10 protein-coding genes are annotated in these 13,858 nt (G+C 72.3%); 1 reads left to right on the plus strand and 9 read right to left on the minus strand.

The features are described from left to right. Positions 1-19: 19 nt before the first annotated feature. Complete coding sequence (locus ACIP64_RS33775; protein ID WP_401594419.1) at positions 20-601, plus strand: Uma2 family endonuclease; 582 nt, start codon at positions 20-22, stop codon at positions 599-601. A gap of 6 nt (positions 602-607) precedes the next feature. Here ACIP64_RS33775 and ACIP64_RS33780 read toward each other — a convergent pair whose 3' ends face one another. The 9 genes from ACIP64_RS33780 to ACIP64_RS33820 form a co-directional block, all read right to left on the minus strand. Further along, positions 608-2,875: a bifunctional salicylyl-CoA 5-hydroxylase/oxidoreductase gene (locus tag ACIP64_RS33780; RefSeq protein WP_401594421.1), complete on the minus strand. Its 2,268-nt coding sequence runs from the start codon at positions 2,873-2,875 to the stop codon at positions 608-610. Positions 2,876-2,877: 2 nt separating this feature from the next. Next, complete coding sequence (locus tag ACIP64_RS33785; RefSeq protein ID WP_401594424.1) at positions 2,878-3,705, minus strand: enoyl-CoA hydratase family protein; 828 nt, start codon at positions 3,703-3,705, stop codon at positions 2,878-2,880. 76 nt (positions 3,706-3,781) lie between these two features. Beyond that, complete coding sequence (argF, locus tag ACIP64_RS33790; RefSeq protein ID WP_401594427.1) at positions 3,782-4,807, minus strand: ornithine carbamoyltransferase; 1,026 nt, start codon at positions 4,805-4,807, stop codon at positions 3,782-3,784. Positions 4,808-5,046: 239 nt separating this feature from the next. Further along, complete coding sequence (locus ACIP64_RS33795; protein WP_401594601.1) at positions 5,047-6,213, minus strand: alanine--tRNA ligase-related protein; 1,167 nt, start codon at positions 6,211-6,213, stop codon at positions 5,047-5,049. 303 nt (positions 6,214-6,516) lie between these two features. Beyond that, a complete protein-coding gene (locus tag ACIP64_RS33800) occupies positions 6,517-7,740 on the minus strand; it encodes an arginine deiminase (protein WP_401594430.1) in 1,224 nt (407 codons plus the stop codon). A gap of 75 nt (positions 7,741-7,815) precedes the next feature. Then, positions 7,816-10,362: a polynucleotide kinase-phosphatase gene (locus tag ACIP64_RS33805; protein ID WP_401594433.1), complete on the minus strand. Its 2,547-nt coding sequence runs from the start codon at positions 10,360-10,362 to the stop codon at positions 7,816-7,818. Next, positions 10,359-11,831, minus strand: coding sequence for a 3' terminal RNA ribose 2'-O-methyltransferase Hen1 (locus ACIP64_RS33810; RefSeq protein ID WP_401594436.1), 1,473 nt, complete (start codon positions 11,829-11,831; stop codon positions 10,359-10,361). Before ACIP64_RS33810 ends, ACIP64_RS33805 begins: the two co-directional genes overlap by 4 nt. A gap of 52 nt (positions 11,832-11,883) precedes the next feature. Continuing rightward, the gene (gene mmuM / locus ACIP64_RS33815) at positions 11,884-12,786 is read right to left on the minus strand and encodes a homocysteine S-methyltransferase (RefSeq protein ID WP_401594438.1); all 903 of its coding nucleotides are present in this window, start codon (positions 12,784-12,786) and stop codon (positions 11,884-11,886) included. Between the two features lie 47 nt (positions 12,787-12,833). After that, positions 12,834-13,757, minus strand: coding sequence for an LLM class F420-dependent oxidoreductase (locus ACIP64_RS33820; protein ID WP_401594441.1), 924 nt, complete (start codon positions 13,755-13,757; stop codon positions 12,834-12,836). Positions 13,758-13,858 lie beyond the last annotated feature (101 nt).

A 13,858-nucleotide genomic window follows, 5' to 3' on the forward strand; every position in this document is an offset into this window, starting at 1 on the left:
ACCGCACCGGAGCGGAACCATGACGATCGAGGAGGTACGCGAGATGGCACTGCCCGCGACCGAACGCTCGGACTCCGGCGGTGACGCCGTTCTCGGCGCCTTCCTCGACCTCACGGTGCCCGAGGGTTACCGCGCCGAGCTCATCGAGGGGGAGATCGTCGTGACCCCGCCGTCCGACGGAGACCACGAGGACATCCTGGGACGCTTCGTCCGCCAGATGATCCGCAAGTCCCCCGCCGACTTCTACGCGTCCGGGACCAGAGGGCTCATCACTCCGGCAGGCCGCTTCATCCCGGATCTGACGGTGGGTCCCGAGGGACTGTTCGCCGGCAAGGAGTCATGGGCCGTCCCCGAGGGCGTCGTGATGACCGCCGAGGTGACGTCGACCCGCCCGGACAAGGACCGCGGCCCGAAGCGGCGCGGCTACGCCGCGGCCGGGATCCCCTTCTGCCTCCTGGTGGACCGCACCGAGGGCACCGTCGCCCTCTACAGCGAGCCGGACGCCGGGGACTACCGCCAGGACATCCGCGTCCTGTTCGGCAAAACACTCGACCTGCCCGAGCCGTTCGCGTTCTCCCTGGACACCTCCGTCTTCGCCTGACGCCCCTCACCCGTCGAGCGTCAGGCGGGGCCTCGGCGCGTCCGTACGTCCCGTGGGCGGCTTGCGGCTGCCCGCCTGGTACGGCAGCGGCCAGGGCGCGCCCGGGCCGGTGTAGCCCTGCTCGGCGGCGGCGTGCAGGGTCCAGTGCGGGTCGTACAGATGCGGGCGGGCCAGTGCGCACAGGTCCGCGCGGCCCGCAAGGAGCAGGGAGTTGACGTCGTCCCAGGAGGAGATGGCGCCGACGGCGATGACGGGGACGCCGAGTTCGTTGCGGATGCGGTCGGCGAACGGGGTCTGGTAGGAGCGGCCGAAGTCCGGCCGCTCGTCGGGGACGACCTGGCCGGTGGAGACGTCGATGGCGTCGGCGCCGTGGTCGGCGAAGGCCCGCGCGATCTCCACGGCGTCCTCGGCGGTGGTGCCGCCCTCGGCCCAGTCGGTGGCGGAGATGCGCACCGTCATGGGCCGGTCGGCGGGCCAGACCTCGCGGACGGCGTCGAAGACCTCCAGCGGGAAGCGCAGCCGCCCGGCCAGGCCCCGGCCGTAGGCGTCGGTGCGGCGGTTGGTGAGCGGGGAGAGGAAGCCGGAGAGCAGATAGCCGTGGGCGCAGTGGAGTTCCAGCAGGTCGAAGCCGGCCCGGGCGCCGCGCCGCGCGGACTCGGTGAACTCCTCGCGGATGCGGGCGAGTCCGCCGGCGTCCAGGGCGTGCGGGATCTGGCTGGTGCCGGGGCGGTACGGCAGCGGGGAGGGCGCGGCCAGTGCCCAGTTGCCGTACGGGAGTGGCTGGTCGATGCCCTCCCACATCAGGCGTGTGGAGCCCTTGCGGCCGCTGTGGCCGAGCTGGAGGCCGACCGCTGCCCCGGGCTGGGTGTGGACGAAGTCGGTGACGCGGCGCCAGGCCGCCTCCTGCTCGTCGTTCCACAGGCCCGCGCAGCCGGGGGTGATGCGGCCCTCGGGGCTGACGCAGACCATCTCGGTCATGACCAGGCCCGCACCGCCCAGGGCCCGGGAGCCCAGGTGGACAAGGTGGAAGTCGCCGGGGACGCCGTCGGCGGCGGAGTACATGTCCATCGGGGAGACGACGACGCGATTGCGCAGGGTCAGCCCGCGCAGGGTGAACGGGGTGAACATCGGCGGGGTCTCCGGGTCCGTGCCGAAGTCCCGTTCCACGGCGGCGGCGAAGTCCGCGTCGCGCAGCCGCAGATTGTCGTGGGTGACGCGGCGGCTGCGGGTGAGCAGGTTGAACGCGAACTGCCGCGGCGGCTGGGCCGCGTACTGCTCCAGGTGCTCAAACCACTCGAGGCTCGCCCGGGCCGCCCGCTGGGTGCTGGCGACGACGGGCCGCCGCTCGGCCTCGTACGCGGCCAGGGCCCGCGGGATGTCCGGCTGTTCGCGCAGCGACGCGGTGAGCGCGAGGGCGTCCTCCATGGCGAGCTTGGTGCCGGAGCCGATGGAGAAGTGCGCGGTGTGCGCGGCGTCGCCCAAGAGCACGATGTTCTCGTGGTGCCAGCGCTCGTTGACGACCGTGGTGAAGGCGCCCCAGCGGGAGCGGTTGCCGCGCAGGGAGTGGCCGCGGAGCGCGTCGGCGAAGATCTTCTCGCAGCGGGCGATGGACTCCGTCTCGTCCGCGCGGTCCAGGCCCGCGCGGCGCCACACGTCCTCGCGCATCTCGACGATGAACGTGGCGGCGTCCGGCCGGTACGGGTAGCCGTGGGCCTGCATGATCCCGTGCTCGGTCTCCACGATCTCGAAGCGGAAGGCGTCCAGCGCGAGGTCGGTGGCGAGCCAGATGTAGCGGCAGCCGTGGCCGGTCAGGGCCGGGCGGAAGGTGGCGGCGTGGGCGCCGCGGGTGGCGCTGTTGGCGCCGTCGGCGGCGACGACGAGGTCGTGGGCGGCGGCCAGTTCCGCAGCCGCTGGGGCGAGTTCGCGGCTGCGGACCGTCACGCCGAGGGCGCGGCAGCGGTCGTGCAGGATCGTGAGCAGCCGGCGCCGGTCCACGGCCGCGAAGCCGTGGCCGCCGGAGGTCACGACGCGGCCGCGGTGGTGGACGTCGATGTTGTCCCAGCGGGTGAACTCGCCCTCCAGGGCGCGGAAGACGACCGGGTCGGCGTGCTCGATGCCGCCGAGCGTCTCGTCGGACAGCACGACACCGAACCCGAAGGTGTCCTGCGGCGCGCCGCGTTCCCAGACGGTGATGTCCCGCTCGGGGTCGAGGCGCTTGAGCAGCGCGGCCGCGTACAGACCGCCGGGGCCGCCGCCGATGATGGCCACGCGCACGGCTAGCGGCCCTTCCAGTTGGGGCTGCGCTTCTCGGTGAACGCCGCGTGGAACTCGGCGTAGTCGGCGCTGGTCATCAGCAGCGCCTGGGTGGCGGCGTCCATCTCGACGGCGGCGGCCAGCGGCATGTCGAGTTCGGCGGTGAGCAGCGCCTTGGTCTGCTGGTACGCCAGCGCGGGCCCGGCGGCCAGGCGTTTGGCGAGGGCGGCGGCGCTCGCGTCGGCCTGCCCATCGTCGGCGAGTTCGCTGACCAGGCCGATGCGGTCGGCCTCGGCGGCGCCGACGGTGTCGCCGAGCATGAGCAGCCGGGTGGCGTGACCGAGGCCCACCATGCGGGGCAGCAGATAGGCGGCGCCCATGTCGGCTCCGGCGAGGCCCACCTTGGTGAAGAGGAAGGCGAAGCGGGCGGAGCGCTCGACCACCCGGAAGTCCGAGGCGAGGGCGATGACGGACCCGGCGCCCGCCGCGACGCCGTGCACCGCCGCGATCACCGGGAAGGGCGCCTCACGGATGGCCCTGACGACCTGCCCGGTCATCCGGGTGAAGTCCAGCAGCTGGCCCGCGCCCATGGCGAGGGTCGCACCGATGATCTCGTCCACGTCGCCGCCGGAGCAGAAGCCGCGCCCGGCTCCGGCGAGCACCAGGACGCGGGTGTCGCCGTCGTGCGGCAGTTCGGTGAGCAGGTCGCGCAGATCGGCGTAGGCGCCGAAGGTGAGCGCGTTGAGCCGGTCGGGACGGTCGAGGGTGACGGTGACGATGCCGTCGGCCCGGTCCACCCGCAGGTGCCGCCATTCCTCGGTGCGGCCTGCGGAGCCTCGGTAGGGGCTCATGGGCACGTCCTCCTTCGCGGGGGAGGCAGACTGCCTTCACCGCGAAGTTATCACTTATCCGTGACTGCCGTCACGACTACGCGATAGACGCGATGCCCCCGAGGGTGGCGACGAGGACGGCCTTGATGGTGTGCATGCGGTTCTCGGCCTGGTCGAAGACGACCGACTGCGGCGACTCGAAGACCTCGTCGGTGACCTCCAGGGAGGTCAGCCCGTGCCGCTCGTGGATCTCCCGGCCCACCTTCGTGCCGAGGTCGTGGAAGGCCGGCAGGCAGTGCATGAACTTCACGTCCGCACGGCCCGTCGCCCGCAGGACGTCCGCGGTCACCGCGTAGGGGGCGAGCAGCGCGATGCGCTCGTCCCAGACCTCCTTGGGTTCGCCCATCGAGACCCAGACGTCGGTGTGGACGAACCCCGCGCCGGCCACCCCTTCGGCGACGTCCTCGGTGAGCGTGACACGTGCGCCGGTGGCGGCGGCCAGACGGTGCGCCTCGGCGACCACCGACGCGTCCGGCCACAGGCCCTTCGGGGCCGCGATGCGCACGTCCATGCCCAGCAGGGCGCCGGTGACCAGCAGGGAGTTGCCCATGTTGGAGCGCGCGTCGCCGAGGTAGGCGTACGCGATGCCGGCCGCGTCGCCGGCCCGGCGGCCGGAGTGCTCGGTCATGGTGAGGACGTCGGCGAGCATCTGCGTCGGGTGCCACTGGTCGGTGAGCCCGTTCCACACCGGGACCCCCGCGTGCGCGGCCAGTTCCTCGACGACCTCCTGGCCGGTGCCGCGGTACTCGATGCCGTCGAACATGCGGCCCAGCACGCGGGCGGTGTCCTTGACCGACTCCTTGTGGCCGAGCTGGGAACCGGCGGGGTCCAGATAGGTCGTGGCGGCGCCCTGGTCCGCGGCGGCGACCTCGAAGGCGCAACGGGTGCGGGTCGAGGTCTTCTCGAAGATCAGCGCGATGTTCCGGCCCGCCAGCCGCCGCACCTCGGCGCCCGCCTTCTTGGCCGCCTTCAGCTCGCCCGCCAGCTCCACCAGGCCGCGGAACTCCTCGGGGGCGAAGTCCAGCTCCTTGAGGAAGGGGCGACCGGTGAGGTCGATGGCCATGGGGGCTCCTAGGTCGTCGTCGGCCGGGCGCCGAACACGCGTACATCGCTGACATGGAAGTCTATACGTAAATTCGCATGTTTATACAGAATCTCGCGATGAAGAGTGGGTGACACCACTGTGACCCGGCGTGCCCCCTCTCGTGTCGGCACGGCATCGGCCGCGCCGAAGGGCGTGCCGGGTCGCATCCTCCCCGCCGCGGGACCACGCACCCGGATGCGCCGCCGCGACCCGGGCCGTCACTCCTGCCGGAGGCCCAGGACGAGGTCCCGCGGCAGGCCGTGGGTGTCGTGGAGGTAGCGGAAGTCCTCCTCGCCCAGCGGGCCGCGGAACCGGGGGCGGGCCAGCACCTGCCGGCCGCGCTCCAGCAGCCGGCCGAAGCGCCGCTCCTCCTCCAGCAGCACCCGGCGCACGGTGTCCCCGTCCATGTCCTGCCGGAAGTGCTCCAGCGTGTGCCGGACCGGCTCGTCCGGCAGGTCGCCCAGGCTGCGCGACGGATCGTCCCGCCGCAGCACGGTGAGCACCCGCCGGATCAGCCGGCGCAGCACATAGCCGCGACCGGTGTTGCCCGGGAGCGTCCCGTCGCCGATCACCACCACGGCCGAGCGCAGATGGTCGTACGTCAGCCGCAGCGACGGTTCGTCCAGCGGCCACAGGGCCGGGACGGCACGGCGCCAGGGATCGAAGACGTCGCACTCGAACACCGACGACCGCCCCTGCAGCAGCGAGGCCAGCCGTTCCAGGCCGAGGCCGGTGTCGACATTGCGCTGAGGGAGCGGCACGAGCGAACCGTCGGCGAGCCGCCGGTGCCGCATCATCACGTGGTTCCACACCTCCACCCAGCGGTCGTCCCCGGTCGGCGTGGACCGCGGCGGGATGTCGCCGGTCCACAGGAAGATCTCCGAGTCGGGACCGCACGGGCCGGTCGGCCCGTTGGACCACCAGTTGTCCTCGACGGTGAGCTCCACCGGCACCCCGTGCCCCTGCCACACCTCCAGGGAGGCGGTGTCCGGGCCGGTCCGTTCGTCGCCGGCGAAGACCGTGGCATGGAGCAGGCCCGGATCGATGCCGAACCCCTCGGTGAGCAGTCCGTAGCCCCACTCGAGGCTCGACGGGCCCTCGTAGTCGCCCAGCGACCAGGTGCCGAGCATCTCGAAGACCGTCAGATGCGTGCTGTCGCCGACCTCGTCGAGGTCCGTGGTGCGCAGGCAGCGCTGCAGGTTGACCAGTCGCCTGCCGAGCGGGTGCGGGCGCCCTTCGAGGTACGGGGTGAGCGGATGCATGCCCGAAGTGGTGAACAGCACCGGGTCCCCGGGCGGCGGCAGCAGGGTCGAGCCGGTGATCCGGCGATGGCCGCGCTCCTCGTAGTACTCGAGGAACGTGCGGACGATCTGATCGGTGCTCATGATCCGGTCGGTGTGCATGGGATGACTCCTTCGCGTGTGCAGCGGGGAGGCACCGGACAACAGTCCGCACGATCGTCGGAACCGGGGCGGGGAAGCCATGGAGCCAGCGGCGGACCGTTTCCGGTCGCCGGTGGAAGCAGGACGTACGTCAGGCGGCGGCAACCGGCGAGCTGGTCGCTCGCGCGGTCGCGGTGGTGCTTCGGCCCATGACGTTCATGGGGTGAGGGTAACCCCACCGGTGCCCACGGGGCACACGATTTACCGGCCGCGGCGTCAGGTCACCGCCACGTCGTCACCGAGGCGTCACACGGCGTCGCGCTCGACGGGGCAGCTCATGCAGCGCGGACCGCCACGCCCCCGGCCCAGCTCGCTCCCGGGGATCTCGATCACCTCGATGCCGCGCTTGCGCAGGAAGGTGTTGGTGGTGCTGTTGCGCTCGTACGCGAGGACCACCCCGGGCTCCACCGCCAGCACATTGCACCCGTCGTCCCACTGCTCACGCTCCGCGGAGTGCACGTCCTGGGTGGCGGTGAGGACCCGGATGTCGTCCAGGCCCAGGGCCGCGGCGATCGCGCGGTGCATGTGCTCCGGCGGGTGGTCGGTGACCTTCAGGTCACGCTCCCCCGCACCGGGCTCGATGGTGTACGAGCGCAGCATGCCCAGCCCCGCGTACTTGGTGAAGGTGTCGCCGTCCACCATGGTCATCACGGTGTCCAGGTGCATGAAGGCCCGCCGCTTGGGCATGTCGAGCGCCACGATGCTGGTCGCCGAACCGGCGGCGAACAGCCGCTGCGCCAGCATCTCCACGGCCTGCGGAGTGGTGCGCTCGCTCATGCCGATCAGCGCGGCGCCGTTGCCGATCACCAGCACGTCGCCGCCCTCGATGGTGGAGGGGTAAGCCGCCTGGCCCTCCGACCACACATGGAAGCCCGCGCCGGCGAAGAGCGGGTGGTGCCGGTAGACCGCCTCGTAGTGGACGGTCTCGTGCCAGCGGGCGGGCCAGCGCATCGCGTTGATACTCACACCGTCGTAGACCCAGGCGGAGGTGTCCCGGGTGAAGATGTGGTTCGGCAGCGGATTGAGCAGGAAGTCGTCCAGCTCCATGACGTGGAAGCGCACCGAGGTCGGCTCGGCGAACCGGGCCAGGAACTCCCGCTTGGTCATGCCGCCGACCAGCGCCTCGGTCAGCTCGGCGGCGGTCAGCTCCTCGAAGGCGGCCCGCAGGTGGTCGGTGACGACCGGCCCGTACTCCTTCTCGTCGAAGACCCGGTCGAGGACCAGGCGCCGGGCCTCGGGGAGGGCCAGCGACTCGCACAGCAGGTCGCCGAAGAGGTGGACCGCCACCCCCCGGTCGCGCAGCACGTCGGCGAAGCCGTCGTGCTCGGCGCGCGCCCGGCGCACCCACAGGACGTCGTCGAAGAGCAGGGCGTCCTTGTTCGACGGCGTGAGCCTCTTCAGCTCCAGGCCGGGGCGGTGGAGGATGACGCTGCGCAGCCGCCCGGCCTCGGAGTCCACATGGAATGCCATGGGGCTAGACATTCCCACTTGGCCGGGGTTTACCGCCTGGGAGGGGCGGGCACTCGTGCGCCCGCCCCTCACCCGTCACAGCCGGGGGTCCACCGGCTCCGACTCCAGCGCCAGGACGGCGAACACCGCCTCGTGCACCCGCCACAGCGGCTCACCCGCCGCGGTCCGGTCCAGCGCCTCCAGGCCGAGGGCGTACTCGCGCAGCGCGAGCGAGCGCTTGTGGCCGAGCGCCCTGGAGCGCAGACGGGCCAGCTGGTCGGGCCGGGTGTACTCGGGACCGTAGATGATCCGCAGGTACTCCCTGCCGCGGCACTTGATGCCGGGCTGCACCAGCCGGTTGCCGTCCTCGGTGCGCAGCAGCGCCCGCAGCGGCTTGACGACCATGCCCTCGCCGCCGGCCTCCGTCACCTCCAGCCACCAGCGGGTGCCCGCGGCCACCGACTCCTCGTCGCCGGTGTCCACCAGCATCCGCCGGGTCTCCCGCAGCAGGCCCGTCGGGTCGCCCGCGACGAGCCGGTCGATCAGCGCGAGCTGTTCGTCGTGCGGCAGCGCGGCCAGGCTCCGGCCCTCGGCGGCCAGGATCTGGAACGGCGCGAGACGCACCCCGTCCAGTCCCTCGGTCGTCCAGCAGTAGCGCCGGTACGCCTCGGTGAAGGCCGCGGCGTCCGCGGCGCGCTCGCGCTGCCGGTCCAGCAGCCCGGTCACGTCGCTGCCGCGCGCCGCCGCTGCCTCCAGTGCGGCGAGCGCCTCCGGGAAGGCGGCGCCGGAGGCGGCGCCCACGGCGGCGTACTGCTTGCGCAGCAGACCCGAGGCCTTCAGCGACCAGGGCAGCAGCTCGGCGTCGAGCAGCAGCCAGTCGGTGCCGAACTCGTCCCACAGGCCGGCGGCGGTGACGGCGGTCCTCAGCCGGTCGAGCACCGCCTCCGTGACGGCCGGGTCGTCGAAGAACGGCCGGCCGGTGCGGGTGTGCAGGGTGCCGGTGACGCCGTCGGCCACCCCGAAGCGGGCACGGGCCGCCTCGGCGTCGCGGCAGACCAGGGCCACCGCGCGGGAGCCCATGTGCTTCTCCTCGCACAGCACCTCGCGCACGCCGTCCTCGCGGTAGGCGGCGAACGCCTCGTGCGGGTGCTCCAGGTACCCCTCGACCTGCGAGGTCGCGCACGGCGACATCGTCGGCGGCAGGTACGCCAGCAGGCGCGGGTCGACCGCGAACCGGCTCATGACCTCCAGCGCGGCCGCCGCGTTCTCCTCGCGGACGGCGACCCGGCCGTGGTGCGCGGTCTCCACGATGCGGCGGCCGGTGACGTCCGCCAGCGCCAGCGGGCGCCCGTCGTGGCCGCCGGGGGCCTCGGCGGCCAGCGGCTTGGCCGGCTCGTACCAGACCCGCTCAGCGGGCACGTCGACGATCTCCCGCTCGGGCCAGCGCATGGCCGTCATCCGGCCGCCGAACACCGCGCCGGTGTCCAGGCAGATCGTGTTGTTGATCCACGAGGTGTCCGGCACCGGCGTGTGGCCGTAGACGACCGTGGCCCGGCCGCGGTAGTCCTCGGCCCACGGATAGCGCACGGGCAGGCCGAACTCGTCGGTCTCGCCGGTGGTGTCGCCGTAGAGGGCGTGCGAGCGCACCCGGCCGGAGGTGCGGCCGTGGTACTTCTCGGGCAGGCCGGCGTGGCAGACCACCAGCTTGCCGCCGTCGAGGACGTAGTGGCTGACCAGTCCCTCGATGAACTCCCGGACCTGCTCCCGGAAGGCGGGGTCCTTCGCGTCCTCCTTCTCCAGCTGCTCGATCGTCTCCGCGAGACCGTGGGTGTGCTGGACCTTCTTGCCCTTGAGATAGCGGCCGAGCTTGTTCTCGTGGTTGCCCGGCACGCACAGGGCGCTGCCGGAGGCGACCATGCCCATAACGCGGCGAAGCACGCCCGGGCTGTCGGGTCCCCGGTCGACGAGGTCGCCGACGAAGACCGCGGTGCGGCCCTCGGGGTGCACGCCGTCGTCGTAGCCGAGCTTGCCGAGCAGGGTCTCCAGCTCGGAGCTGCAGCCGTGGACGTCGCCGATGATGTCGAACGGGCCGGTGAGCTCGCGCTTGTCGTTGAAGCGGCGCTCCAGGACGATTTCTGCCGCGTCGACCTCCTCGACGCCGCGCAGGATGTGCACCTTGCGGAAGCCCTCGCGCTCCAGTTGCCGCAGGGAGCGACGCAGTTCGCGCTGCTGGCGCTGTACGACGTGCCGCGGCAGGTGGGCGCGATCGGGCCGGGTGGCGTTGCGCTCGATGCAGACCTGCTCGGGGACGTCCAGGACGATCGCGATGGGCAGGACGTCGTACTCGCGGGCGAGCCGGACCAGTTGGCGGCGGCTCTCCTGCTGGACGCTCGTGGCGTCGACGACGGTGAGCCGGCCGGCGGCCAGCCGCTTGCCCGCGATGTAGTGCAGGACGTCGAAGGCGTCGCCGGTGGCGCTCTGGTCGTTCTCGTCGTCGCTGACCAGGCCGCGGCAGAAGTCGGAGGAGATCACCTCCGTGGGCTTGAAGTGGCGCCGGGCGAAGGTGGACTTGCCCGAGCCGGTGGTGCCGATCAGGACCACGAGGGACAGGTCGGTCACGGGCAGGGTGCGCTTGCCGGTCATGCCACCGCCTCCTTCGGGGTCGTGGTCACGGTCGTGGCCGTGGTGAAAACTGCCATCTGGGTGGGCGGGCCGACCTCGGGGTCGTCCGGCCCGACGGGAACGTGGCGGACCTCGTACCCGTGCCGCCGCGCCACCTCCCCGGCCCAGGTGCGGAACTCCTCGCGGGTCCACTCGAAGCGGTGGTCGGCGTGCCGGACGTGTCCGGCCGGCAGCGTCTCCCAGCGCACGTTGTACTCGACGTTCGGCGTGGTCACGACCACCGTCGTGGGCCGTGCCGTGCCGAAGACCGCGTACTCCAGGGCCGGCAGCCGCGGCAGGTCCAGGTGCTCGACGACCTCACTGAGGACCGCGGCGTCGTACCCCTTGAGCCGGGTGTCGGTGTACGCGAGCGAGCCCTGCATCAGGCGCACACGCGCGGCCCGGCGGTCGCCCATACGGTCCAGGCGCAGTCGCCGTGTCGCCTCGCCGAGCGCCCGCATCGACACGTCGACGCCGACGATCTCGGTGAAGCGCGCGTCCTTCAGCAGCTCGCCGACCAGCTGCCCCTGCCCGCAGCCGAGGTCCAGGACACGGGCGGCGCCGGCGGCGCGCAGCGCCGTCAGGATCGCCTCGCGCCGCTGCACGGCCAGCGGAACCGGCTTCTCCTCGGTGTCCACCTCCTCGTCCACGGCGTTGTCCAGTGCCTCGGGCTCGCTGTCGTCGGCCTCGGCCAGCCGCGCCAGCTCCAGCCGGTCCATGGCCTGCCGGGTCAGCGACCAGCGCCGGGCGAGGTAGCGGCTGGTGATCAGCCGCTGCTCCGGGTGTCCGGCGAGCCAGCCCTCCCCCATCCGCAGCAGCTTGTCGACCTCGTCGGGCGACACCCAGTAGTGCTTGGCGTCGTCCAGCACCGGCAGCAGCACGTACAGATGACGCAGCGCCTCGGCGAGCCGCAGTTCGCCCTCCAGCACCAGCCGTACGTACCGCGAGTCGCCCCAGGCGGGGAACTGCGCGTCCAGCGCGACCGGTTCCGCCTCGACCGTCCAACCCAGCGGCTCGAACAGCCGCCGTACCAGGGCGGCGCCACCGCGCGCCGGAACGGCCGGGATGCCGATCCGCAGTGGCAGCGGGTTCGCCGCGCGCTCGGGACGCGCGTCGCACACGCCCCTGAGCGCGCTGGCGAAGACGGTGCGCAAGGCGACCGCGAGCAGCGACGACGCCGCGTACGGACGGTCGTTGACGTACTGCGCGAGCGCGGAGTCGGGTGCGCCGCCGCGGCCCTTGCCTTTGCCCCGCCGCACCAGCGCGACGGGATCGACCTCCAGGAGCATTGCCGCAGTGCAGCGTTGCTCGGACGCCTCGGGGTAGAACACATGGGCGTCGCCGTAGGAGGTCGAGAAGACCTGGGTCTTCTCCGGGTGCTTGTGCAGCAGGAAGCCGAGGTCCGTCGCGGGCGCGGCACTGCTGCCGGTGGTCGATATCGTCAGGAACACCACCCGAGTATCACCGTGCCACGCCCGCCCCTACCAGCGGTTTTCCGGAAGGTCAGCGGCCGAGGGCAGCAGCCAGGGCGGATATCGCGCCGGGACCGACCCGGCAGCACCCGCCGATGAGACGGGCCCCGGCCTTCTCCCAGTCGCGTATCCGCTCCGGGTCGAAGGACGAACCGCCGTACCAGGCACGGTCCGTCGCGTCCCATGTCTCACCGCTGTTGGGATACACCACGACGGGTGTGCCCGACGCTGCCGCCGTCTCCACCGCCCGGTCCGCGTCCGCCGGCGAGCAGCAGTTGACGCCGACACCGATGACGGCGTCGCTGCCGGCGGCGATCCCGAAGGCCTCCTCCAGCGGCTGGCCGGCACGGGTCGCGTTCCCCTCGACGGTGTAGGTGAGCCACACGGGCACACCGAGTCCGTCGGCCGCGCGCAGCATCGCCTCGGCCTCATCGGTGTCCGGCACGGTCTCCAGCGCCAGGACATCGGGCCCGGCCTCGGCCAGGGTCTCGATCCGGGGGCGGTGGAAACGCTCCAGTTCCGCGACGCTCAGGCCGTAGCGGCCGCGGTACTCGCTGCCGTCCGCCCACATCGCGCCGTACGGGCCGACCGACGCCGCCACCCATACCTCCTCCTCCACCCGGTCCGCGGCGGCCCTGGCGAGTTCGACGCTGCGCCGCAGCAGGCCGGTTGCGGCGTCCCGGCCCGTGCCCTGCCGGGCGAAGCCCTCGTAGGTCGCCTGATAGCTGGAGGTGATGAGCACCCGCGCGCCCGCCCGGACGTAGGCCGTGTGGGCCGCCTCGATCTGCGCCGGGTCGTCGGCGAGCAGCCGGGCGGACCAGAGCTCGCCGGACAGGTCGCAGCCCTGTTCGGCGAGCTGGTTGGACAGGCCGCCGTCGAGGACCACGGCCCCCTCGGCGAGTGCCTGCGCCAAGGGCCTGGTCGGTAGGGACATCGCGGGTGCTCCTTCCTGCTGGTGCGGTGTGCTGGGGCGATGCCCGGTCAGTCCAGCTGCGACTGGACGCCCGAGGCGATCAGTTCCAGGTGGTCGAGGTCGGACAGGTCGAGAATCTGGAGGTAGAAGCGGCTCGCGCCGAGTTCCGCGTAGCGGTGGATCTTTTCGACGACCTCGGCGGGCGTACCGGCCAGGCCGTTGGCCTTGAGCTCGTCGACCTCGCGGCCGATGGCGGCGGCACGGCGTGCCACCTCGGCATCGTCCTTGCCGACGCACGCCACCAGGGCGTTGGAGTAGACGATGTCGTCCTTGCCGCGCCCGTGCTCCTCGGCCGCCTTCCGCACCCGGGTGAACTGCCGGGCCGTGTCCTCCAGCGATCCGAAGGGCAGATTGAACTCGTCGGCGTAGCGGGCGGCGAGCTGCGGCGTCCGCTCGGCGCCGTGCCCGCCGATGAGCACGGGCACCTTGGTCTGGGCCGGCTTGGGCAACGCGGGCGAGTCCTTGAGCGTGTAGTGCTTGCCGTCGAAGTCGAAGGTCTCCCCGACGGGGGTGGACCACAGGCCGGTGATGACAGCGAGCTGCTCCTCCAGGCGCGCGAACTTCGCCTTCGGGAACGGAATGCCGTACGCGGCGTGCTCCTCCGCGTACCACCCGGCCCCGATGCCCAGCTCGACGCGCCCTCCGGACATCTGGTCCACCTGCGCGACCTCGATGGCGAGCACGCCCGGCAGCCGGAAGGTCGCGGCCGTCATCAGCGTGCCGAGCCTGATGCGGGAGGTCTCGCGGGCGAGGCCGGCCAGGGTGATCCAGGCGTCCGTGGGTCCGGGAAGGCCGTCCGCCCCGCCCATCTTCAGGTAGTGGTCGGAGCGGAAGAAGGCGTCGAAGCCGAGCTCCTCCGTGGCCTTGGCGACCGTGAGAAGGGTGTCGTAGGTGGCCCCCTGCTGGGGCTCCGTGAAGATTCGAAGATCCATGGTTCCATCCTGCACCCCGTGCCGCGAAAGTGATCGCCGACCGGCGGCTCCGGCACCGCACCCGCGCCCCCGACGAGGTGAATGTCTGCTGATTCCCCATA

The organism is Streptomyces sp. NPDC088733 (assembly GCF_044751185.1).
In the GTDB taxonomy this organism is placed as follows: Bacteria; Actinomycetota; Actinomycetes; order Streptomycetales; family Streptomycetaceae; genus Actinacidiphila.

What these genes read in the sequence shown, in the direction of transcription:
- ACIP64_RS33775 (WP_401594419.1), top strand. Translation starts at nt 20, where the DNA reads ATGACGATCGAGGAGGTACGCGAGATGGCACTGCCCGCGACCGAACGC.
- ACIP64_RS33785 (WP_401594424.1), bottom strand. Translation starts at nt 3,705, where the DNA reads ATGAGCCCCTACCGAGGCTCCGCAGGCCGCACCGAGGAATGGCGGCAC.
- argF (WP_401594427.1), bottom strand. Translation starts at nt 4,807, where the DNA reads ATGGCCATCGACCTCACCGGTCGCCCCTTCCTCAAGGAGCTGGACTTC.
- ACIP64_RS33795 (WP_401594601.1), bottom strand. Translation starts at nt 6,213, where the DNA reads ATGAGCACCGATCAGATCGTCCGCACGTTCCTCGAGTACTACGAGGAG.
- ACIP64_RS33800 (WP_401594430.1), bottom strand. Translation starts at nt 7,740, where the DNA reads ATGGCATTCCATGTGGACTCCGAGGCCGGGCGGCTGCGCAGCGTCATC.
- ACIP64_RS33805 (WP_401594433.1), bottom strand. Translation starts at nt 10,362, where the DNA reads ATGACCGGCAAGCGCACCCTGCCCGTGACCGACCTGTCCCTCGTGGTC.
- mmuM (WP_401594438.1), bottom strand. Translation starts at nt 12,786, where the DNA reads ATGTCCCTACCGACCAGGCCCTTGGCGCAGGCACTCGCCGAGGGGGCC.
- ACIP64_RS33820 (WP_401594441.1), bottom strand. Translation starts at nt 13,757, where the DNA reads ATGGATCTTCGAATCTTCACGGAGCCCCAGCAGGGGGCCACCTACGAC.